This window comes from Nocardioides korecus (assembly GCF_054778395.1).
Genome location: NZ_BAAGZO010000013.1, coordinates 1 through 22,178, shown reverse-complemented (window position 1 = coordinate 22,178; position 22,178 = coordinate 1). Strand labels below are relative to the sequence as shown.

Below are 22,178 nucleotides of genomic sequence, written 5' to 3'. Positions count from 1 at the left end.
GCCACCTCAGGCCAGCAGGCCCACCACGTCGGCGACGTCGTCGACCAGGTGCGCCCGCCCGGCCAGCGGCCGGCCCTGCGCCAGGGCCTCCAGCAGCGGCCAGGCGGGCACCGTCGCGGTCCACTGCTCCCGGCCGACGAGCACCATCGGCGCGACGTCCTCGGCGTCGGCGTAGTAGTTGCTGCACGCCGCCTGGAACACCTCCTGCACCGTGCCCGCGGCGCCGGTGAGGAACACGATGCCGGCGCGGCAGACCTCGAGCAGGACGTCCTCGCGGATCGCGTTGCGGAAGTACTTGGCCACCTGCTCGGCGAACACGTTCGGCGGCTCGTGGCCGTAGTACCAGGTCGGCACCCCGATCGAGCCCCCCACCGAACCCCCCGCCGAACCCCCCGCCGAACCTCTGGCCGGGTCCCGATCGGTCCCGGGAGCCCTCCACGCCGGCGCGTCGTCGAGCTCCGCGACGACCTCGAGCGCGACCCGCGCCCAGGAGGTGGTGTCGGGGTGGAAGGACGGCACCGCGGCGAGCCGGGTGAGGGCGTCGGCGAGGACGGCGTCGTCGTGGCCGGCGAGCCGGGCGCCCAGGTTGGCGGCCTCCATCGCGCCGGGCCCGCCCCCGGTCACGACGGTCAGGCCGGCGCGGGCGAGGTCACGGGCCAGGTGCGCCGCCTCGGCGTACGCCGCCTCGTCGCGCTGCAGCGCGTGCCCACCCATCACCCCGACCAGCCGCCGGTCCGCGACGAGCTCGGCGAGGGCGTCGTCGATCGAGCTGTCGTGCACGGCCGCGGCCAGGGTGTCCTTGACGACGCCGTGGCGCAGGCGCTGGGACCAGCCGTAGATCCGGGCGTCGGGGGTTCCCGCGTAGCCGTCCTCGCCGGTCAGCCCCGCGTAGAGCTCCTCGGCGGCGTACAGGTGCCCCCGCCACGGGTCGAACGGCACGTCGGGGATCGCGGGGAACAGCAGCGCCCCGCCCGCCCGCAGCCGACCGGCCACCGGCTCCTGCCCGTCGTCCTCGGGCAGCGTGCATCCGAGCAGCACGGCCCCGCGGGGGTCCAGGCGGCGCAGCACGTCCCCGCGCTCGCGCAGGTCGAGCGACTGCAGCTGCCAGCCCGCCATCCGTCCGTCGCCGTCCAGGGCCTCCGCGGCCCGTCGGTCGAACTCCTCGAGCGTCTCGATCTCCACCGGCCGTCGCGTCACGCAGGCGATCCTGCCCCACCGGGGTGCGACGCCGGCGGGGGACGCCGGGCGCCGGGCGGGGAGCGGGGGGAGCCGCCGGGACCGCCACTACCCTGCCGGTCATGAGCACCACGCCGCCCGCCGTGCCGCCCGACCCCTCGACCCAGCCCCCGACCCAGCCCCGGGAGAACGTCAGCTACACCCTGCTCGACCGCGCGGTCGTCACCGGTCGCGCCGACGAGCCGGTGCTGCCGGGCTGGTCCCACGCCCGGCTGCTCGAGGAGGTCGCCGCGCTGGGCGGGGTGCTGCACCACCTCGGGGTCGGGCCCGCGGCGCCCGTGCGGCTCGACCTCGTGGCCGAGGCCGACGCGGTCGTCGCCGCCCTGGCCACGGCCCGCCTCGGCGGGGTCGTGCACGCCGAGGCGGCCGGTGCCGCGCCCGCCGCCGACGTGGCGGCCCCGGTGGTGATCGCCTCGGAGGACACGCCGCTGGCGACCGGTCCGGCGCCCGCGGGGTCGGTGCGGCTCGTGCGCCGACGGCGAGGGGGTGGGGCCGCGACGGCGGCACCGGTGCCCGCCCCGCAGGACCAGGCCGCGGGGGAGCAGGACCTGGAGTGGGACGCGATGATCCGCGCCGGGCGGACGGACCCCGCGGCCTGCGTGCTGGTGGACGCGGGATCGGCGTACGCGCCGGGCCGCACGGTGGCCGAGGTGCTCGCCGACCTCCGCACCTCGCCCCCGCCGTACGCCGAGGGAGAGCTGAGGCGACTTCTCGGAGTGTGACCGGGATCCCTAGGCTGGGCGCATGACCACCCACCCCGACGCCCAGGCCGTCGTCGACGGCGCCCCCCACCAGCTCTACATCGGGGGCCGGTGGCGCGACGCGAGCAGCGGCGCCACCTTCGAGGTCGAGGACCCGGCGACGGGCGAGGTGCTGTGCTCGGTGGCCGACGGGACCGTCGAGGACGGGCGCGCGGCCATCGACGCCGCCGTCGCGGCGCAGGCCGACTGGGCGGCCACCTCGCCCAACGAGCGCTCGGAGATCCTGCACCGCGCCTTCGTGCTGATGCAGGAGCGCAGCGACGAGCTGGCCCTGCTGATGACCATGGAGATGGGCAAGTCGCTGGCCGAGGCCAAGGGCGAGCTGACCTACGCGGGCGAGTTCTTCCGGTGGTACTCCGGCGAGGCGCTGCGCATCGACGGCTACTACAAGAACGCCGGCAACGGCGCGAGCCGCGTGCTGGTGATGAAGCAGCCCGTCGGCCCCTGCTTCTTCATCACGCCCTGGAACTTCCCGGCCGCCATGGGCACCCGCAAGATCGGGCCGGCGATCGCCGCCGGCTGCACGATGGTGGTCAAGCCGGCCGAGCAGACGCCGCTGACGATGCTGGCCCTGGCCCGGCTGCTGGAGGACGCCGGCCTGCCCGCCGGCGTGCTCAACGTGGTGACCACCTCGACCTCGGGCGAGGTCTCCGCCCCGATCATCGCCGACCCGCGCCTGCGCAAGCTCAGCTTCACCGGCTCCACCGAGGTGGGCCGCAAGCTGATCGCCCAGGCCGCCGACCAGGTCCTCAAGGTGTCGATGGAGCTCGGCGGCAACGCGCCGTTCGTGGTCTTCGAGGACGCCGACCTCGACGCCGCGGTCGAGCAGGCGATGGTGGCCAAGATGCGCAACATGGGCGAGGCCTGCACCTCGGCCAACCGCTTCCACGTGCACGCCTCGGTGGCCGACGAGTTCGCCACCAAGCTGACCGAGAAGATGTCCGCCCTCACGCTGGGGCACGGCGCCGACGAGGGCACCGACGTGGGCCCCCTGATCGACGCCGACCAGCGCGGCAAGGTCGCCGAGCTCGTCGACGACGCCGTGGCCAAGGGTGCTCGCGCGCTGACCGGCGGCGGGGCGCGCGACGGGGCCGGCTACTTCTTCGAGCCCACCGTGCTCGCCGGCGTGACGGCCGACGCCCGCCTCCTCAAGGAGGAGATCTTCGGACCGGTCGCGCCGATCGCGACCTTCACCACCGAGGACGAGGCGGTCGCGGCGGCCAACGACACGGAGTACGGCCTGGTCTCCTACCTCTTCACCCGCGACCTGTCGCGGGCGCTGCGGGTCAGCGAGCGGCTCGAGACCGGGATGATCGGGCTCAACCAGGGCCTGGTCTCCAACGCCGGTGCCCCCTTCGGCGGCGTGAAGCAGTCCGGCCTCGGCCGCGAGGGCGGCAACGAGGGGATCGCGGAGTTCCTCGAGACCAAGTACGTCGCGGTGAAGATCTGAGCGACGGGGAGACCCGGGAGGGTCGCGGCCGACCGACCCTGCGCGACGTCGCGCAGGTCGCCGGGGTGAGCCCCAAGACCGTCTCGCGGGTGGTCAACGGGGAGCCGGGCGTCTCCACCCCGGTGCGCCTGGAGGTCGGGCGGATCGTGGCCGAGCTGGGCTACCGGCCCGACCGCAGCGCCAGCAACCTGCGGCGAACCGACCGCCGCACGGGCCTGGTCGGCGCGCTGCTCCAGGACGTGGCCAACGAGTTCTCCTCGGGGATGCTGCGCTCGATCACCGACGTCGCCCACCGCCGCGGCGCCGTCGTGCTCACCGCCAGCATCGACGAGGAGCCCGCCCGTGAGCTCCAGCTCGTGCGCGACCTGCTCGACCGCCAGGTCGACGGGCTGGTGATGATGCCGGCCTCCCAGCGCCAGGACTACCTGGCCGCGGAGCAGGAGGGGCAGCCCGTGGTCTTCGTCGACCGCCGCCCCACGGGTCTGCAGGCCGACGCGGTCACGGTCGACAACGCCGGTGCCGCGCGGCACGCGGTGGAGCACCTGCTGGCCCACGGCCACCGACGGATCGGTCTGCTCGGCGACCTGCTCACCATCCCCACCGCGCATGAGCGCCTCGACGGGGCCCTGGGGGCGCTGCGCGACGCGGGGGTGCCCGGGGACGGTGACCTGGTCGCCTTCGACCTGCGCGACGAGGCCGACGCCATCGGCGCCGCCAGCCGGATGCTCGGCAGCTTCGACCCGCCGACCGCCCTGGTCGCGATGCGGTTCTCGGCGACGTACGGCGCGGTCCGCACCCTGCGCGCCCTGGGGCTGGCGCACCGGGTCGCGCTCGTGGGATTCGACGACTTCGCCCTCGCCGACCTGATGCAGCCGCCGGTCACGGTGGTGCGCCAGGAGATCGCCCGGATCGGCGCCGAGGCGGCGCGGCTGCTGTTCGCGCGCATCGACGGGGACACCTCGCCCTGGCAGCACGTCGTGGTCCCGCACCAGCTCGTCCAGCGCGGCTCCGGGGAGATCCGGGGACCGGAGGCCTGAGCCCGCGGCGACGTCGGCCACAATGCCTGGGGTGAGCACCCCTCGTCGTGACGTCGTGATCCTCGGCTCGACCGGTTCCATCGGCACCCAGGCCCTGGACGTCGTCCGCGCCAACCCCGACCGGTTCCGCGTCGTGGCCCTCACCGCCGGGGGCTCCCAGGAGGAGCTGTTCGCGGCCCAGGTGGAGGAGTTCTCCCCGGCGTGGTCCGGGCTCGGCGAGGACGCCTCGGTCGAGGCCGCCGGTCTGGCCTGCGACGTCGTCCTGAACGGCATCACCGGCGCGGTCGGGCTGCGACCCACCGTGGCAGCGCTGGAGGCCGGCACCACCCTGGCCCTGGCCAACAAGGAATCGCTGATCATCGGCGGCCCGGTCGTCACCTCCCTGGCCGCCCCGGGACAGATCGTGCCGGTCGACAGCGAGCACAGCGCCCTGGCCCAGTGCCTGCGCGGCGGCGCCGAGCAGGAGGTACGCCGACTGGTGCTGACCGCGAGCGGCGGGCCCTTCCGCGGCCGCACCCGCGAGGAGCTGGGCCAGGTCACGCCGGCGCAGGCGCTGGACCACCCGACCTGGGCGATGGGGCCGGTCGTGACGATCAACTCCGCGACCCTGGTCAACAAGGGCCTGGAGGTGATCGAGGCGCACCTGCTCTTCGGCATCCCGTTCGACCGCATCGAGGTCGTGGTGCACCCGACCAGCGTCGTGCACTCGATGGTGGAGTTCGTCGACGGCTCGACCCTGGCCCAGGCCAGCCCGCCGACCATGCTGATCCCGATCGCCCTGGGCCTGGCCTGGCCCGACCGGGTGCCCCACACCGCGCCGGCCGTCGACTGGACCACCGCCCAGACCTGGGAGTTCGCGCCGCTGGACGACGAGGCCTTCCCGGCCGTGCGGCTGGCCCGCGAGGCCGGCGAGCGCGGCGGCACGTCGCCCGCGGTCTACAACGCCGCCAACGAGGTGTGCGTGCAGGCCTTCCGCGACGGCCGGCTCCGCTTCGTCGACATCGTGGACACCGTCGCCCGGGTGCTGGCCGGCCACGCCGAGGGGACGGCGACCGGTCACGACGTACGCTCGCCGGCAGACCCCGCCGGGACCCCCGCCGGTCCCCTGACCGTCGAGGACGTCCTGGCCGCCGACGCCTGGGCCCGCGAGCAGGCCCGCACTCTCCTCGAGGACGCCTCATGACCGTGCTGACCTACACCCTCGGGGTGGTCCTGTTCGTCGTGGGCGTGCTGGTCTCCGTCGGGCTCCACGAGGCCGGCCACCTGATCCCCGGCAAGCTGTTCGACGTCAAGGTCACCCAGTTCTTCATCGGCTTCGGCCGCACCCTGTGGTCGCGGCAGAAGGGGGAGACGGAGTACGGCCTCAAGGCGATCCCGCTCGGCGGCTACTGCAAGCTCGTCGGGATGCTGCCGCCGGACCAGGCCTCCGACCCCGACCGCGTGCGCAGCCGTGCGACGGGGATGTTCGCCCAGCTGGTCGACGACGCGCGCGACGCGGAGTACGAGCACGTCGGGCCCCACGACCACGGCCGGTTGTTCTACGACAAGCCGTGGTGGCAGCGGGTGGTGATCATGGGCTCGGGCGTCGCGATCAACCTGGTGATCGCGTTCGTGCTGTTCGCGATCGTCTTCATGGTCCACGGCGTCCAGACGGCGACCACCACGGTCAGCTCGGTCTCGCAGTGCGTCATCGCGGTGACCAAGGCGACCGAGAACGCCCCCACCCGCGACTGCACCTCCGCCGACCCGGCCGCCCCGGCGAAGGAGGCGGGCTTCCGGCCCGGCGACCAGATCGTGTCCTTCAACGGCGAGCGCGTCACCTCCTGGAGCCAGGTGCAGACCGGGATCCGCGCCAACGGCACCCGCACGGCCACCGTCGTGGTGGAGCGGGACGGCCAGCGCGTCACGCTGCGCCCGACCACCGTGGTCTCGCCCCGCCAGGACGTCTCCAACCCCGAGCGGATCACCAAGGTCGGCTTCCTCGGGCTGGCGCCGACGACGGTCAACCAGCGTCAGGGCGTCGGATTCGTGGTGACCACCATGGCCGACGGCACCTGGCAGACGGTGAAGACGATCGCCGCGCTGCCGAACAAGGTCTACCACGTGGCCCGTGCCGCCCTGGGGCTGGAGAAGCGCGACCCCAACGGCCCCATGAGCGTGGTCGGGGCCGGCCGCGTCGCCGGTGAGATGGCCTCGCAGCAGTCGGTGCCGGTCTCGGACCGGTTCTTCTCGGTGCTGGCCCTGCTCGCCTCGCTCAACCTCTTCCTGGGCCTGATCAACCTGCTGCCGCTGCCGCCCTTCGACGGCGGCGGGATCGCGACGACGCTCTACGAGACCGTGCGGCGCCGGCTCGCGCGGCTGTTCGGGCGCCCGGACCCCGGGTCCGTCGACAGCGCCAAGCTGCTGCCGGTGACCTACGTGATGGCGGCCGTGATCCTGGTGGTGAGCCTCGTGCTGATCGTCGCCGACGTGGTCGCGCCGGTCTCGCTGGCCTGACGCCGGCCCCGGCGCCACCGTCGGACGCCCGCGCACACCGGGAACCTAGGATGGGCCCATGACATCTGTGTCCCTCGGCATGCCCGCCGCCCCGCCGCCGGTCCTGGCCCCGCGCCGCCCGACCCGCCAGATCCAGGTCGGCAAGGTCGGGGTCGGCAGCGAGTCGCCGGTCTCGGTGCAGTCGATGACGACCACGCTGACCTCCGACGTCAACGCCACGCTCCAGCAGATCGCCGAGCTGACCGCCGCCGGCTGCGACATCGTCCGGGTCGCCTGCCCCTCGCAGGACGACGCCGACGCGCTGCCCGCGATCGCCACCAAGAGCCAGATCCCGGTCATCGCCGACATCCACTTCCAGCCCAAGTACGTCTACGCCGCCATCGAGGCCGGCTGCGCGGCCGTGCGCGTCAACCCGGGCAACATCCGCAAGTTCGACGACCAGGTCAAGGAGATCGCCCGGACCGCCAAGGACCACGGCACCTCGATCCGGATCGGCGTCAACGCCGGGTCCCTGGACAAGCGGATCATGGACAAGTACGGCAAGGCCACGCCCGAGGCGCTGGTCGAGTCCGCCGTGTGGGAGGCCTCGCTGTTCGAGGAGCACGACTTCCACGACTTCAAGATCTCGGTCAAGCACAACGACCCCGTCGTGATGGTCCGCGCCTACGAGCTGCTCGCCGAGGCCGGCGACTGGCCGCTGCACCTCGGCGTCACCGAGGCCGGCCCCGCCTTCCAGGGCACGATCAAGTCCGCGACCGCCTTCGGGGCGCTGCTCTCGCAGGGCATCGGCGACACCATCCGCGTCTCCCTCTCGGCCCCGCCGGTGGAGGAGGTCAAGGTCGGCATCCAGATCCTGCAGTCGCTCAACCTGCGCCCGCGCAAGCTGGAGATCGTCTCCTGCCCCTCGTGCGGCCGGGCCCAGGTCGACGTCTACAAGCTGGCCGAGCAGGTCACCTCGGGCCTGGAGGGCATGGAGGTGCCGCTGCGCGTGGCCGTCATGGGCTGCGTCGTCAACGGCCCCGGCGAGGCCCGCGAGGCCGACCTGGGCGTGGCCTCGGGCAACGGCAAGGGCCAGATCTTCGTCAAGGGCGAGGTCGTCAAGACCGTGCCGGAGAGCCAGATCGTCGAGACCCTGATCGAGGAGGCCCTCCGCATCGCCGAGACGATGGAGGCCACCGAGGGCGCCTCCGCCGAGGTCACCGTCAGCTGACCCGGGCCCTCACCAGACGGTGTAGAGGAGCTGCTGCACCACGAGCGCGGTCAGCAGCTGCAGGCCCAGGCCCCAGCGGCGCCAGGCCGGCGGGAGCAGGGCGCAGCCGACCAGCAGCCAGGGCGCGAACGGCAGCCAGATCCGCTCGACCTCGGCCTTGCTCATGCCCGAGGCGTCGGCGGCGGCCACCATGGCCACGCCCGACGCGGCCAGCAGCAGGACCGCGCGCGACCCGCGCCAGGCGGTCCGCGCGGTCGCGGTGAGGTGGGCCACGGCCGGGGCCACCAGCGGCCCGGCGCTGATCAGCAGCAGGGCCAGGTTCGCCCACCACCAGTACGACGCCGGACGCCGGTGGGCGACGCCCTGCTGGTAGCGCGCCACCAGGTGGGGGTAGACCTCCCACCATGACCAGCCGGCCACGGCGAAGCCGAGCACCACCACCAGCGCGGCCGCCGCCGTGACCGGCAGTGGACGCCACGCGCGGGCCACGACCAGGACGGCCACCGCCGGGATGCCCAGGATCGGCAGGCCCCACGACATCATCACCACCGCGCCGAGCAGCAGGCCCGCCAGCACCGACCAGGCCACCCAGGTCCGCCGGCCTCCTCGCCCCGCGTGGTCGTGGCAGGACGCGGTCGCCGCCAGGGCCAGGCAGGCCAGCCCCCAGGCGCCGACCGCCGCGAAGACGGCGTCGCCGGAGACGGCGGAGAAGACCGCGGACGGGGCCAGCACCAGGAAGGGCGCCGCCCGCCGGGCCATCGCCTCGGAACCGAGGGCGCGCAGCGCGACCAAGACGGCCACGGCCGTGGTGGCCGCGAGCAGGGTGACCACGACCCCGGCGGCCAGGTCGCCCCCGAGGCCGACCCGGACGAGCACGACGAAGAACAGCAGGGCCCCCGGTGGGTGGCCGGCGACGTGGGTGGGGAAGGGGTGCTCGGAGTACAGCGGCATCCGCGAGACCCAGGTGCTCAGCAACGTGGGCACGTCGGTCACGGCACGGGCGGTGGGGAGGTACTCGTAGGGGTTGCCGAGCTGCCGCGAGAGCCCGGACGTCCCGTCGACCAGGGCCAGGACCAACATCCAGGCCAGCCCCGCCAGGTAGGACACGACCAGGAGGCGGCGCCAGCCGAGCCGGTCGGCCAGCGCGGCGGCCCACCGCAGCGACGCCAGGGCGAGCAGCACCGCGACCACCGTGGCCGGGCCGGGCACCTTGGGCCGCCACAGGCCGTGGAGCGGCGGGACCTCGTCGGTCGAGGCGTTGCGCGGGGCGCGGGCGAAGACGGCCGTGCCGGTCACGTCGGGGTAGAGGAAGGCCCAGGCCACCAGCGCGACGGCCGCGGCCAGCCCGACCCAGGGAGCGGCCCTCACGACGGCGGACCCACGCGGAGCTGCGGTCGGGTCCGGGGGTGCGTCGGGGGAGATGTGGACGTCGGGCACGGGCCCGAGCATGGCAGGGCCGTCCCGAGCGTCGGGGTCAGCCCAGGAAGGAGGCGGCCCGCTGGACGGTGTCGGCCGCGGCCTTGCCGGCGCGGTAGGCCGCGCTCCGGCCGGAGAGGAACTTCAGGTCCTTGACGGCCTTGGCCACCGCGGCGCGGTCCCCGGGGTCGGTGGCCGTGGCCTGCTGCCAGGCGGGTCCCTGCTGACGGGTGGCCAGCGGCGCCTGCCTGGTCAAGGTGGCCAGGGCCGCCTTCACCTGCTTCGGCGCGGGGCCCGTGCGGACCTTCGCCTTCTTCCCGGTGCCTGTCCGGCGGGTGGCGGCCTTGGCGCGGGCGGCGTACGTCGCGCCGGGGTCCTCCAGGCTGGTGAGCCGCCGGGGGAGGTCGTAGGCGACCAGGCGCCGGTTGAAGGCCTGCAGCTGCGCGATCGACTTCTTCTGCCCGGCCAGGGTGCTGCCGCAGTCCCGGGCGGTCGCGGCGGCGACGTAGTGGTCGAGGGTGGCGACCACGTTGTCCCAGCGGCCCGGCAGCGCCGAGGGGGTGGTCGCGCCGTCCTGGGCGGCCACCGCGCCGCGCAGCTGCTTCCACTGGGTCCGGCAGGCGGTGGTGGCCGCGTCCGGGGCCTTGCTCGGGGTGGAGCGGGCGGCCGGGGAGTCACCGGTGCCCGCGGAGCCCCCGCACCCGGCGCCGAGCAGCAGGATCATCGGGACGGCCACCGACGCGGCTGCGCGCACCGGTGCGGACGGGGTGCCAGGGGGTCCGGTGAGCATGCAGGTCACCGTAGTGGTCCGGGTGCTCCCAGGACCCGGAAAACCCCGGGTGACCCTGTCGAAGGCGGCCACGCGGCCTCGGGGCTCTGCCGTAGGCTCCGGGCGTGCCCCGTCCCAGCCCCGCCGTGCGTGTGCTGGGACCCGCCGACACGGCCGCCGCGCTGGCGGTGGTGGGCCGCGACCCGGTGGTCAACGTCTTCGCCGACTACCGCGCCCGGATCACCCAGCTGGACCCGCGCTGGCTGGGCGGCGAGGTGTGGGGCTACTACGAGGACGACGCGCTGGTCTCGCTGGCCCACGTGGGCGCCAACCTGGTCCCGGTCTGCGCGACCCCGGCCGCGTGCGACGCCTTCGCCGACCGCGCCGCGAGGTCGGCCCGCAGCAGCTCCACGATCGTGGGCCCGCAGGCGGCCGTGCGCCGGCTCTGGGCCGGGCTCGAGGGTCGCTGGAGCGAGCCCCGCGACATCCGCTGGGACCAGCCCCACCTGGTCACCCGGACGCCGTCGACGGAGGTCGAGCCCGACCCGCTGGTGCGGCGCACCACGCGGGACCAGGTCGAGACCCTCTACCCGGCCTGCGTGGCGATGTACACCGAGGAGGTGGGCGTCTCCCCGGAGGTCGACGGCGGTGCCGACCTCTACCGGGCCCGGGTCAACCAGCTGGTCGGCCGCGGCTGGTCCTTCTCGCGGATCGTCGACGGCCGGGTCGAGTTCAAGGCCGAGGTGGCCTGCGCGACGACCGGGGCCTGCCAGGTCCAGGGCGTGTACGTCGACCCCGAGCTGCGCGGTCGCGGCCTGGCCAGCGCCGGGATGGCCGCCGTCGTCCAGGCCTGCCTGCTCGACGTCGCCCCGGCGGTCTCGCTCTACGTCAACGCCCACAACACCGCCGCCCGTGCGGCGTACGCCCGGGTGGGGTTCGAGCAGACCGAGACCTTCTCGACGATCATGTTCTAGGGCCGACCGGTTCACCTCCTCGACACCGGGTCCTCGACATCCGTCCACCTGGCGGGTGAAGGTTGAGCGCAGCAACGAGCACCCCCCGCCTCGAGGAGCACACGTGACCCGTCAGCGCACCACCCGCACGCGGACGTCGGCCCTGGCCGCGCTCGCCGCCCTGGCCGTCGTGGCCGGAGGCGCGGCCGTCGCCACCCCGGCCGACGCCGCCGCCCACCACGCCACCGCCAAGGCCGCCAAGAAGCACGCCAAGCACCGCAAGCACCACCGCTCCACCGGCCGCCTGCCCGGCGGCTACAAGCACCTGGTCGTGATCTACGAGGAGAACCACTCCTTCGACAACCTCTACGGCGGCTGGGGCTCGGTCGGCGGCCAGACCGTCAACGGGCTCCCGCAGGCCACCGCGGCGCAGAAGACCCAGGTCGGCCAGGACGGCACCGCCTACGGCTGCCTCCCGCAGGACGACGTCAACCTGACCTCGCCGCCGCAGCCGAACACCTGCCAGGACGCGACCCACGGCATCACCGCGAGCAACTTCGCCAACGCGCCGTTCCGCATCGAGGACTTCATCAAGCCCGAGGACACCACCTGCCCGGCGCCCGGCGTCTACGCCCCCAACGGGGCGCTGAAGGGCAGCGGCGAGCCCGGCGGGTGCACGCGCGACATCGTGCACCGCTTCTACCAGGAGCAGTACCAGATCGACGGCGGCAAGCAGGACCGCTACACCACCGGCTCCGACGCGGTCGGCCTGACCCAGGGCCACTACGACACCAAGGCGCTGCCGATCTACCGCTACCTGCACGCCCAGGGCGCCCCGAAGTACACGATCGCGGACTCCTTCTTCCAGGCCGCGTTCGGCGGGTCGTTCCTCAACCACCAGTGGCTGATCGCCGCCCGCTCCCCGCTGGACACCAGCGACGGCGGCCAGGGCGCGAAGCACTCGGTCCTGGACAGCAACGGGATGCCCACCACCTACCCGCAGTACAAGGCCGACAACCCCGGCGTGGTCGACGGGCAGCTGACCGAGAAGTGCCGCGGCACCTCGGCCGACAACTACGCCCGCGCCTGCGGGGCGTACGCCGTGAACACCGTCCAGCCGGCCGTGCAGCCCAAGTCCGCCTCGGGCGCCTCGATCCCGCTGATCGACGACGCGAAGTACCCCAACATCGGCGACCGCCTGTCGGCGAAGAAGGTCAGCTGGAACTGGTACTCCGGTGGCTGGGACGACGCGAACTCCGGTCACCCGGGCCCGCTGTTCCAGTACCACCACCAGCCCTTCAACTACTTCGCGAACTACGCCCCCGGCCAGCCCGGGCGCGCGCACCTGCAGGACGAGAAGCGCTTCATCGCCGCCGCCAAGAAGGGGACGCTGCCCTCGGTCTCCTTCGTCAAGCCCTACGGCGCGGAGAACGAGCACCCCGGCTACGCGAGCGAGTCGACCGGCTCGGACCACCTCGTGGACCTGCTCAAGACGATCCGCTCCGGCCCGGAGGCCAAGGACACCCTGGTCGTGGTGACCTACGACGAGTTCGGCGGCCAGTGGGACCACGTCGCCCCGCCGCAGGGCGACGCGTGGGGCCCCGGCACCCGGATCCCGGCGCTGGTCATCGGCGGTCGCCAGAAGAAGTCCGGCGTGGACCACACGTCGTACGACACCACCTCGATCCTGGCCACCATCGAGCGCAGCTTCGGGCTCGCCCCGCTGTCCAGCCGTGACGCCGGGGTCAACGACCTCAAGCGCGCGGTCGTGTCCCGCAACTAGCAGCACCCCTGCGAGAGGGTGCCGGGTCGTCTCGACCCGGCACCCTCCGTGGTCCCCTCTCGTGGTCCCCTCTCGTGGTCCCCAGGCGTCGTCCCCGGGCGTCGACAACCGGTTCGTCGCAGCGGTGCACGCGCCGTTAGCCTTCAGCCCATGATCTTGCGGATGTCGTCACTGTTCGTGCGCACGTTGCGGGAGGACCCCGTCGACGCCGAGGTGCCGAGCCACCGGCTGCTGCTCCGCGCCGGCTACATCCGCCGTGCGGCGCCGGGCATCTACACCTGGCTGCCCCTGGGCCTGCGCGTCTTCCGCAAGGTCGAGCAGGTCGTGCGCGACGAGATGGACGCGATGGGCGCCCAGGAGCTGCAGTTCCCCGCGCTGCTGCCGCGCGAGCCCTACGAGACGACCGGTCGCTGGACCGACTACGGCGACGGGATCTTCCGGCTCAAGGACCGCAAGGGCGGCGACTACCTGCTCGGGCCCACCCACGAGGAGATGTTCACCCTCGTGGTCAAGGACCTCTACTCCTCCTACAAGGACCTGCCGGTCTGGCTCTACCAGATCCAGACCAAGTACCGCGACGAGGCGCGTCCCCGCGCCGGCCTGATCCGCGGTCGCGAGTTCGTGATGAAGGACTCCTACTCCTTCGACACCTCCGACGAGGGCCTCGACGCGTCGTACGCCGCCCACCGCGAGGCCTACGTCCGCGTTTTCGACCGGCTCGGCTTCGACTACGTCATCGTCAAGGCGATGTCGGGGGCCATGGGCGGCTCGCGCTCGGAGGAGTTCCTGGCCGCCAGCCCGATCGGCGAGGACACCTACGTGCGCTGCACCCGGTGCGACTACGCCGCCAACGTCGAGGCCGTCACCGTGCGACCCCCCGCGGCGCGGTCGTACGCCGACCTGCCGGCCGCCCACGCCGAGCAGACCCCCGACACCCCGACCATCGACTCGCTCGTGGCCCACCTCGAGGAGGCCTACCCGCGCAGCGACGGCCGGGCCTGGACCGGCGCCGACACCCTGAAGAACGTGGTGTTCTCGGTCCGCAGGCCCGACGGCACCACCGAGGCGGTGGCGTTCGGCGTCCCCGGCGACCGCGAGGTCGACGAGAAGCGCGTCGAGGCGTTCCTGGGTGAGGGCACGACCTTCGAGCCCTACTCCGAGGAGCAGTTCGCCGCCCAGCCGACCCTGGCCAAGGGCTACATCGGCCCCGGTGCCCTCGGTCTGGACGAGCCGGCCGGGATCCGCTACCTGCTCGACCCGCGCGTGGTCGAGGGGACCGCGTGGGTGACCGGTGCCGACGTGCCCGGCAGCCACGTGCTCGACCTGGTCGCGGGCCGCGACTTCACCGGCGACGGTGTCGTCGAGGTGGCCGAGGTGCGCGACGGCGACCCGTGCCCCGCCTGCGAGGACGGCGTCCTGGAGACCGCGCGCGGCATCGAGATGGGCCACATCTTCCAGCTCGGTCGCAAGTACGCCGAGGCGCTGGACCTCAAGGTGCTCGACGAGAACGGCAAGCTCGTGACCGTCACGATGGGGTCCTACGGCATCGGCGTCTCGCGGGCGGTCCCGGTGATCGCCGAGGACAACCACGACGAGCTCGGTCTGGTCTGGCCCCGCGAGGTCGCCCCGGCCGACGTGCACCTGGTCGCGACCGGCAAGGACGCGGCCGTGTTCGAGGCCGCCGCCCGGCTGGCCGGGGACCTGGAGGCCCGCGGGGTCGAGGTGCTCTACGACGACCGGCCCAAGGTCAGCCCCGGGGTGAAGTTCAAGGACGCCGAGCTGATCGGCGTGCCGACGATCGTCACCGTGGGCCGCGGCCTGGTCGAGGGCAAGGTCGAGGTCAAGGACCGTCGCTCGGGCGAGCGCAGCGAGGTGGCCCTCGACGACGCCGTCGAGCACCTGGTCGGGGTGGTCCGGGGCTAGACCGGTCTGGTCGAACCCCGGGCGGGGCCCTAGGTTGGCACTTCCTGCTCGGGAAGGACCCCTCGTGTCTCGAAACTCCGCCTCGCGGCGCTGCCTGGCCGTCGGCCTGCTGGCGCTCGCCACCGGCCTGGTGGCCCCGGCCGCCGGCTCCACGGCTGCCTCGGCCTCCACCGGCGCCCCGCACCCGCGGACCGCGGTGTCCACCGCCTGCGTGGACCGTGCGACCGGCACCGGTGCCGCCGCGGCGCGCGGAGCCGGGGGGCACGGGCCGGACACCCGTGGCGTCTCGGCCGCCGAGCAGCGCCGGATCGAGGCCCGCACCCGCACCGTCCTGTCCCAGCGGTCGGCCGAGCGTCGTCGTGCCGCCGCGGCCAGCATCGGCGCCATCCCGGTCTACGTCCACGTCATGCGCGCCAAGAACGGCGCCGGGGACGTCACGGCCCGCCAGATCGACCGGCAGATCGCGGTGCTGAACGCGACGTACGGCGGCCGCGACCCCGACGGCGCGGGTGTCGCCACCGGCATCGGGTTCTACCTCGCCGGCACCAACCGGTTCGACAACGACGCCTGGCACCACGACCGGGCCAGCACGTCGTACCGCACCAAGACGCGCCAGGGCGGCCGGAACGCCCTGAACATCTGGCTCGTCGACTTCGACTACCTGGGCATCGCGACCTTCCCGTGGGACTACGCGCGCCAGCCCGGCATCGACGGGATCCGGGTGCAGTACTCCTCGCTGCCCGGCGGCGGGATCCCAAACTACGACCTGGGCAAGACCGCGACCCACGAGACCGGTCACTGGCTCGGGCTCTACCACACCTTCCAGGGCGGGTGCGCCGACCCGGGTGACGAGGTCGCCGACACCGCGGCCCAGGCCTCGCCGAGCACGGGCTGCCCGACCGGCCGCGACAGCTGCCCGGCCCCGGGCCTGGACCCGATCCACAACTACATGGACTACAGCTACGACAGCTGCTACTTCACCTTCACCGCCGGCCAGGACGACCGGATGCACCGGATGTGGACGGCCTACCGCGGCTGAGGCGGCCCACCGGGCCTGCCCGGGTCTGCCCGGGCGGCGTAACCCGCGCGTCACACGCCGCAGCGGGCCGGTAACAACGGCCTGCTGGTGTGGGGTCCCCCGACCCAGGAGACCCATGTCGCCCTCGTCACCGTCACGCCCCGACCTGCACGACCACCTGGCCGGCGCGCCCCTGCCCACCGCGGTCCACGCCGACTCGGTCGAGGAGCTCGGGGCACGTCTGGGCGGCCTCCTCGGCCGCCGGGCGATGCTGCGCGCGGCCGCCGTCGGCGCGCTGGGCACCGCCGGGGTGATCGCGGCCGACGAGACGGCGGCGGCGGCGCACCGGCCGGCCGCCCGCCCGTCGCCGGTGCACGTCCTCCAGCCCGGGCAGGGCCCGCGACGTGGACGCTACGTGCCGGCCCGGGCCGAGGAGGTCCTGTGGGGGCGACTGCCCAACCGCGACACCGACCCGGTCGCCATCGTGCCCTCGGGGTCGGTGGTCACCCTCGACACGATCTCCCACGAGGGGGTCCTGGAGGACCAGGGCCGTGACCCCCGCGCCTTCTTCGAGCAGTACGGCGTGGGGGAGCGGCAGGTCCTGACCGACGCGATCGCGGTCGCGGCCCGGACCCCCCACGACGGGCCCGGTCCGCACGTCGTGACCGGTCCCGTCGCCGTGCAGGGGGCCGAGCCGGGCGACGTGCTCAAGATCGAGGTGCTCGACCTCCCCCTGCGGGTGCCGTACGGCGTGATCTCCAACCGCCACGGCAAGGGCGCCCTGCCCGGGGAGTACCCGGAGAAGTTCCAGGGCGACCCGGCCTCCGCGGCGTACTTCAACGCGGGGGGCAACATCAGCGTGTTCACCGCGGTCCAGCGCGCCCGCGGGACCCTGCGCGGCCGGCTGCCCGGAGCCGTGCCGGTCGGCTTCGACCTGCACCCGTTCATGGGGATGATGGGCGTCGCCCGGGACACCTCGAAGCTGGTGGACTCGGTGCCGCCCACCGACGCCGGCGGCAACATCGACATCAACGACCTCACGGTCGGCTCGACGCTCTACCTCCCCGTGCAGGTCGCGGGGGCGATGTTCTACAGCGGCGACCCGCACATGGCCCAGGGCGACGGCGAGGTCGCCCTCACCGCGATGGAGGGGTCGCTGCGCCCCACCTTCCGGCTGACCGTGGTGGAGAAGGGGTCGCGGAAGGCGCCGCGGGCGGCCTTCGACGCGCCCTTCGCGGAGAACCCCGAGCACTGGATCCCGATCGGCCTCTCGGACCCCGACGGCCCCGAGAACGGCGGCAACGCCACCAGCCTGGACCTCGCGATGAAGGACGCCGTGCGACGGGCCCTGGCCTTCCTCACCGACGACCTGGGGATGGCGGGCCCGGTGGCCTACGCCTACCTCTCGGCGGCCGCGGACTTCCAGTGCTCGCAGGTCGTGGACCGGACCACCGGGATCCACGCCCTGATCCGCAAGGCCGACTTCGGGCGCTGAGGCCGGGCGGGGCCGGTCCCGGCCCCGTCAACCGGTCGCGAGCAGGTCGGCGAGCATCGTCTCGAGCCGTCCCAGGCCGATCGAGAGGTGTCCCTCGCCCTCCTCGACGTGGGCCTGCACGCCCGGCACCCGCTCGGCCAGCCAGCGGCCGTGGGCCACGGGCACCATCAGGTCCTCGGTGCCCTGCCAGAGCGCGACGCGCCCGGTGATCGAGGCCAGGTCGAAGCCCCAGGGCGCCACGAACGCGAGGTCGTCGTCCAGCCAGCCGTCGACGCCGGCCGAGACCGCGTGCCGGAAGCTGCGGGCGACCGCCTCGGCGTACTCCCCGGTGAGGACGGCCTTGTCGGCCGGCGGCAGCAGGGAGTCGAGCTCGGCGGTGATCTGCTCGGGGGTGATCGCGGCGAGCCCGGGCCGGTGGCCGTCGAGGTAGGCGCGCAGCTGCTCCTCCGAGGCGGTGGCGGCCCCGAACTCGTCGAGGTTGTCCTGCCCCATGCCCTCGAGGAAGGCGAGCCCGTCGGCGTCGTACGGCGCCACCCCGGCCAGCACCAGCGTGGCCCGCACCCGCTCCGGCAGCAGGGCCGCGCAGGCCAGGGCGTGCGGCCCGCCCCCGGACCAGCCCGCGACCCGGCAGGTCTCGATGCCGAGGTGGTCCAGCACGGCCGCGGTGTCCTGCGCGACGTCGGCCACGGTGCGTCCGGGCCTCCGGGTCGAGCCGGCGTAGCCGGGGCGCGACCAGGTCACCAGGCGCAGGCCGAGGGCGTGGGCGGTGCGCTGCATCAGCGGCTCCTGCAGGACGCAGCCGGGGGTGCCGTGGTGGAAGACCAGGACGGGCCCGTCGTCGGGGCCGGTGACCTCGAGCTCGAGGGAGCGGCCGTCGGGCAGGGTCAGGGAGCTCATGCCCGAGTTCTACACCCGGGTGCCGACCGGCACGCGACCCCGGGTCCGATGCGTTCGGCCTAGTCGATGCCGGGGAAGGTCCGCGGGCGTCCGGCGAAGGTGAGCTCGCGCAGGGCGCTGGCGTCCAGGGCCGAGATGGCCCACCGGCGGTCGGCGCCGGCCGTGTGGGCGACCAGCTCGCCGTAGGTCAGCGTGACCCGCTGCTCGATGGTGCGGGCCGTGGCCTGGACCTGGGCGGGGGTCCCGGTGGGTCCGGGGGGTGCGTAGTCGGTGCCGGCCGCGACCGGGTCCTGGCCCCGTGCGGCGACCAGCTCGGTGAGCCGGTCGCGGGAGGCTCGGTGGTCGACGTACGCCGCGGAGAGCTGCTTGAACAGGGCCGGCTGCCGGGACCGGGAGGCCTGGGCGCCGAGCAGTCCGTAGAGGTCGACGGCCGCGTGCTCGGCGGCGAGTGCCTTCTGCAGGGCCTGGACGGTGCTCGTCGGCACGTCGCCGGTCGGGGAGGTGCTCATCGGGCGAGCCCGGCCCGACGCTGGGCCAGGGCGGCCCCCATGGCCGCGAGCAGCCGGGCGAACTCGCCGCTCTGGGCCCGGACGGCCAGGCCGTCGAGGTCGGCGTGCAGCCGGTCCTCGAGCGCGACGACGGCAGCCAGGGCCCGCGCCCGGGTGCGGGGGACCGTGGGAGTCCGGGGCGAGGTGGGCGACGGGGTCGAGGCGGCACCGACGCTCGGGCTGGTGGTGGGGCTGCTCGTGGAACTGGCGGTGGGGCTGGGGGTGGGGCTGGTCGTGGGGGAGGCGGCGCTCCGCGGGACCGCGTCGACCAGGGAGGCCTCGTGGGCCCGGTGGACCGCGATCAGCGGGGCCAGGGTGCCGGCCAGCCCGGGGTAGCGGGCCGCGGTCGCGCTCACCTGCTCGCGCGCGGCCCGGACCGACTCCAGGGCGCGGGTGGCGACCCGGACGTCGGGCGTGGGGACGGGTGGGGTGTCGGGGCCGGCGCCACGGCGCACCGCCTGACCGACCTCGCCCAGGGAGCAGCCCGTCAGCAGCGGGGCCGCGGCCAGGCCGCCCGCGCCGGCGAGGACGCCACGGCGGGACACGCCCGCAGCGGCCGCGGGAGGGAGGGGCTCGACCACGCGGCAGATCCTAGGTGCTGGTCCGCCCGGGGCCGGTGAGGGTGCTGCGGGACACTCCCGCGTCGGTCGAGGGCACGTGGCCGGGGCGTTAGGGTTGGGGTCGCGCCCCTCGCGCCGGACCGCACCGCGGATCCCGACGCGGGCGCTCGCCGACGCATCGCCACAACAGCACAGCAGGAGGTCACCAGCCATGGGCACCGTGGACGCCAAGGACCGCCTCACCCGCGAGCTCGCGGAGCCGATGACCGCGCTCGGGCTGGACCTGGAGGCGGTCGAGATCAGCACCGCCGGGTCGCGGCGCGTGCTCCGGGTCGCGGTCGACCGCGACGGCGGCGTGTCGATGGACGACATCGCCGACGCCACCCGGGCGATCTCCACCGTGCTGGACGAGACCGACGCGATGGGTCGCGCGGCGTACACCCTCGAGGTGTCCTCGCCCGGCGTCGACCGCGCCCTGACCCTGCCGCGCCACTGGCGCCGCAACACCGGCCGCCTGGTCAAGGTCTCGTTGGTCGAGGGCGGCCCGGTCACCGGCCGGATCACCTCGACCGACGACGACGGCGCCGTGCTCGACGTCAGCGGACGCGAGCGCCGGGTGTCCTACGCCGAGGTCAGCAAGGCCAAGGTCCAGATCGAGTTCAAGAAGAGTGAGGACGCCTGATGGACATCGACATGAACCTCCTGCGCATGCTGGAGCGCGAGAAGGAGATCCCGTTCGCGGTGCTCGTGGAGGCCATCGAGCAGGCCCTGATCACGGCGTACCACAAGGGCGGCGACGCGCAGGAGCGTGCGCGCGTCGAGCTCGACCGCAAGACCGGTCACGTCGTGGTGATGGCCCAGGAGCTCGACGACGAGGGCAACGTGGTGGGGGAGTACGACGACACCCCCGCCGGGTTCGGCCGGATCGCCGCGACGACCGCGAAGCAGATCATGCTCCAGCGCCTGCGCGACGCCGAGGACGAGCGCAAGTTCGGGGAGTTCGCCGGCAAGGAGGGCGACATCGTCTCCGGCCTGGTGCAGCAGGGGCGCGACCCCAACGACGTGCTGGTCGACCTGGGCCAGCTCGAGGCGCTGCTGCCGGCCGGCGAGCGCGTGCCCGGGGAGGACTACTCCCACGGCGTACGGCTCAAGGCGCTGGTGGTCAGCGTGCGCCGGGGCATGCGCGGTCCGCAGGTGATGCTGTCGCGCACGCACCCCAACCTGGTCAAGAAGCTCTTCGCCCTCGAGGTGCCCGAGATCGCCGACGGCACCGTGGAGATCGCCGGCATCGCCCGCGAGGCCGGTCACCGCACCAAGATCGCGGTCCACACCCGGGTGCCCGGCGTCAACGCCAAGGGCTCCTGCATCGGTCCGATGGGCCAGCGGGTGCGCAACGTGATGAACGAGCTGGGTGGCGAGAAGATCGACATCGTCGACTGGTCGGACGACCCGGCGACCCTGGTCGGCAACGCCCTGAGCCCGGCCCGCGTGACCAGCGTGACCGTGGTCGACCTCGCGGCCCGCTCGGCCCGCGTCGTCGTACCGGACTTCCAGCTCTCCCTGGCGATCGGCAAGGAGGGCCAGAACGCCCGCCTCGCCGCCCGCCTCACCGGCTGGCGCATCGACATCCGCTCCGACGAGGCCCCGTCGGACCCGCTGCCGGACCGGTCGCGGCCCCCGGTGGCGCCGCCGGCCTGAGCCCGCCGACCGGGGTGGAGGGCCACCAGGGACCGACCGGTTAGAGATCGGTCGGCCGCACCGGTAGAGTGGTCGACGGTGGTTGACCTACTCGACAGCAGCGTGCCCGGCTCCGGACCCGTCCGGACCTGCATCGGCTGTCGGCAGCGAGCCGCCAAGCGTGAGTTGTTGCGGCTGGTCGCCGGGACGGACGCGGACGGCCAGGCCGGTTCCTGGTCCGTCGTGCCCGACCCGTCGAGCACCGCACCGGGTCGAGGAGCACACCTGCACCCCACGAGCGCCTGCCTGGCGCTCGCTGAGCGCAGGCGGGCCTTCGCCCGGGCCCTGAGGCACGACGTCGGGACCCGAGGGCCCCTGCGGACCGAGCGCCTGCGGGAGCACCTCGACCAGCACCAGCACGACTCAGCACCGAACCAGTCAGCACCCTTCCAGAACGGGAGCACCAGCTCATGAGCCTGCGATGAGACACCTCGCGATGAACACAGCACGATGAGCAAGCACATCAACTAGCGGTTCGCTGCCCTCCTGGACGGGCTCGGACCAGGAGGAAATTCGTGGCAAACACCCGAGTCAGCGATCTCGCCAAGAAGTACGGCGTGCCGAGCAAGGAAGTCATCGGACTCCTCGGCGACCTCGGCGAGTTCGTGAAGGCCCCCTCGTCGGGCATCAACCCCCTCGTCGAGAAGCGTTTCAACGACACCTACGGCGCCGACCTCAACTCGCGCGCCGAGGCCGCCGCGGCCAAGAAGGCCGCCAAGAAGGCGCCGGCCCGCCCGGCCGCCCCCACCCCGGGCCCGGCCGCGTCGCGCACCCCGTCGCCGTCGGCTCCCGCCGAGGACGACACCGCGAGCGCCCCGGCCGAGCAGCCGGCCCCGTCCACCCCGGTCGCCCCGGCGGCCGAGGCGACGGCGACGCCCGAGCGCACCGC

Annotated in this window: 21 protein-coding genes; 15 read left to right on the top strand and 6 right to left on the bottom strand. The window is 74.0% G+C overall.

Annotated features, from left to right (window positions below):
- Positions 1-6 precede the first annotated feature (6 nt).
- Positions 7-1,197 (bottom strand): LOG family protein, encoded by a 1,191-nt coding sequence (locus ACYVDA_RS19500; RefSeq protein WP_460820174.1) that lies wholly within the window; start codon positions 1,195-1,197, stop codon positions 7-9.
- A 101-nt stretch (positions 1,198-1,298) separates the two neighbouring features.
- Here ACYVDA_RS19500 and ACYVDA_RS19495 point away from each other — a divergent pair, with 101 nt between their 5' ends.
- The 6 genes from ACYVDA_RS19495 to ispG are packed head-to-tail and all read left to right on the top strand — an operon-like array spanning position 1,299 to position 8,190.
- On the top strand, positions 1,299-1,958 hold the full coding sequence (locus tag ACYVDA_RS19495; RefSeq protein ID WP_460820173.1) for a hypothetical protein: 660 nt from the start codon (positions 1,299-1,301) through the stop codon (positions 1,956-1,958).
- 22 nt (positions 1,959-1,980) lie between these two features.
- The gene (locus tag ACYVDA_RS19490) at positions 1,981-3,447 is read left to right on the top strand and encodes an NAD-dependent succinate-semialdehyde dehydrogenase (RefSeq protein ID WP_460820172.1); all 1,467 of its coding nucleotides are present in this window, start codon (positions 1,981-1,983) and stop codon (positions 3,445-3,447) included.
- Positions 3,444-4,484 carry a LacI family DNA-binding transcriptional regulator gene (locus ACYVDA_RS19485; RefSeq protein ID WP_460820221.1) on the top strand — a complete coding sequence of 347 codons (1,041 nt, stop codon included), beginning with the start codon at positions 3,444-3,446 and terminating at the stop codon, positions 4,482-4,484. The genes ACYVDA_RS19490 and ACYVDA_RS19485 overlap by 4 nt, the downstream gene beginning before the upstream one ends.
- A 31-nt stretch (positions 4,485-4,515) precedes the next feature.
- The gene (locus ACYVDA_RS19480) at positions 4,516-5,667 is read left to right on the top strand and encodes a 1-deoxy-D-xylulose-5-phosphate reductoisomerase (protein WP_460820171.1); all 1,152 of its coding nucleotides are present in this window, start codon (positions 4,516-4,518) and stop codon (positions 5,665-5,667) included.
- The gene (locus ACYVDA_RS19475) at positions 5,664-6,980 is read left to right on the top strand and encodes a M50 family metallopeptidase (protein WP_460820170.1); all 1,317 of its coding nucleotides are present in this window, start codon (positions 5,664-5,666) and stop codon (positions 6,978-6,980) included. The genes ACYVDA_RS19480 and ACYVDA_RS19475 overlap by 4 nt, the downstream gene beginning before the upstream one ends.
- Positions 6,981-7,038: 58 nt before the next feature.
- Positions 7,039-8,190 carry a flavodoxin-dependent (E)-4-hydroxy-3-methylbut-2-enyl-diphosphate synthase gene (ispG, locus tag ACYVDA_RS19470; RefSeq protein WP_460820169.1) on the top strand — a complete coding sequence of 384 codons (1,152 nt, stop codon included), beginning with the start codon at positions 7,039-7,041 and terminating at the stop codon, positions 8,188-8,190.
- 9 nt (positions 8,191-8,199) lie between these two features.
- Here the strand turns inward: ispG and ACYVDA_RS19465 are convergent, their stop codons facing one another.
- Entirely contained in the window at positions 8,200-9,627 is a 1,428-nt protein-coding gene (locus tag ACYVDA_RS19465) for a hypothetical protein (protein WP_460820168.1), read from the bottom strand.
- Between the two features lie 37 nt (positions 9,628-9,664).
- Positions 9,665-10,396, bottom strand: coding sequence for a hypothetical protein (locus ACYVDA_RS19460; RefSeq protein WP_460820167.1), 732 nt, complete (start codon positions 10,394-10,396; stop codon positions 9,665-9,667).
- A gap of 104 nt (positions 10,397-10,500) precedes the next feature.
- Here ACYVDA_RS19460 and ACYVDA_RS19455 point away from each other — a divergent pair, with 104 nt between their 5' ends.
- From ACYVDA_RS19455 to ACYVDA_RS19435, 5 genes are all read left to right on the top strand, one after another.
- Positions 10,501-11,349, top strand: coding sequence for a GNAT family N-acetyltransferase (locus tag ACYVDA_RS19455; RefSeq protein ID WP_460820166.1), 849 nt, complete (start codon positions 10,501-10,503; stop codon positions 11,347-11,349).
- 103 nt (positions 11,350-11,452) lie between these two features.
- Positions 11,453-13,111, top strand: a complete 1,659-nt coding sequence (acpA, locus tag ACYVDA_RS19450; RefSeq protein ID WP_460820165.1) for an acid phosphatase — start codon at positions 11,453-11,455, stop codon at positions 13,109-13,111.
- 150 nt (positions 13,112-13,261) lie between these two features.
- Positions 13,262-15,034, top strand: coding sequence for a proline--tRNA ligase (locus ACYVDA_RS19445; RefSeq protein WP_460820164.1), 1,773 nt, complete (start codon positions 13,262-13,264; stop codon positions 15,032-15,034).
- A gap of 64 nt (positions 15,035-15,098) precedes the next feature.
- On the top strand, positions 15,099-16,073 hold the full coding sequence (locus ACYVDA_RS19440) for a zinc metalloprotease (RefSeq protein ID WP_460820162.1): 975 nt from the start codon (positions 15,099-15,101) through the stop codon (positions 16,071-16,073).
- Between the two features lie 115 nt (positions 16,074-16,188).
- Positions 16,189-17,547 carry an acetamidase/formamidase family protein gene (locus ACYVDA_RS19435; RefSeq protein WP_460820161.1) on the top strand — a complete coding sequence of 453 codons (1,359 nt, stop codon included), beginning with the start codon at positions 16,189-16,191 and terminating at the stop codon, positions 17,545-17,547.
- A gap of 27 nt (positions 17,548-17,574) precedes the next feature.
- Here ACYVDA_RS19435 and ACYVDA_RS19430 read toward each other — a convergent pair whose 3' ends face one another.
- Genes ACYVDA_RS19430 through ACYVDA_RS19420 form a run of 3 tightly spaced genes read right to left on the bottom strand, consistent with a single transcriptional unit; the run spans position 17,575 to position 19,573 of the window.
- Positions 17,575-18,444 carry an alpha/beta fold hydrolase gene (locus tag ACYVDA_RS19430; protein WP_460820160.1) on the bottom strand — a complete coding sequence of 290 codons (870 nt, stop codon included), beginning with the start codon at positions 18,442-18,444 and terminating at the stop codon, positions 17,575-17,577.
- 59 nt (positions 18,445-18,503) lie between these two features.
- Complete coding sequence (locus tag ACYVDA_RS19425; protein WP_460820159.1) at positions 18,504-18,953, bottom strand: ferritin-like domain-containing protein; 450 nt, start codon at positions 18,951-18,953, stop codon at positions 18,504-18,506.
- Complete coding sequence (locus ACYVDA_RS19420) at positions 18,950-19,573, bottom strand: hypothetical protein (RefSeq protein ID WP_460820158.1); 624 nt, start codon at positions 19,571-19,573, stop codon at positions 18,950-18,952. Before ACYVDA_RS19420 ends, ACYVDA_RS19425 begins: the two co-directional genes overlap by 4 nt.
- 190 nt (positions 19,574-19,763) lie before the next feature.
- Between ACYVDA_RS19420 and rimP the strand changes: the two genes are divergently transcribed.
- The 4 genes from rimP to ACYVDA_RS19400 all read left to right on the top strand — a co-directional run.
- A complete protein-coding gene (gene rimP / locus ACYVDA_RS19415; RefSeq protein ID WP_460820157.1) occupies positions 19,764-20,234 on the top strand; it encodes a ribosome maturation factor RimP in 471 nt (156 codons plus the stop codon).
- Positions 20,234-21,250 carry a transcription termination factor NusA gene (nusA, locus tag ACYVDA_RS19410; RefSeq protein WP_460820155.1) on the top strand — a complete coding sequence of 339 codons (1,017 nt, stop codon included), beginning with the start codon at positions 20,234-20,236 and terminating at the stop codon, positions 21,248-21,250. The genes rimP and nusA overlap by 1 nt, the downstream gene beginning before the upstream one ends.
- A gap of 78 nt (positions 21,251-21,328) precedes the next feature.
- Positions 21,329-21,703 (top strand): YlxR family protein, encoded by a 375-nt coding sequence (locus ACYVDA_RS19405; RefSeq protein WP_460820154.1) that lies wholly within the window; start codon positions 21,329-21,331, stop codon positions 21,701-21,703.
- Positions 21,704-21,804: 101 nt separating this feature from the next.
- A partial coding sequence (locus tag ACYVDA_RS19400) for a translation initiation factor IF-2 N-terminal domain-containing protein (RefSeq protein ID WP_460820153.1) occupies positions 21,805-22,178 on the top strand: 374 nt, incomplete at its 3' end.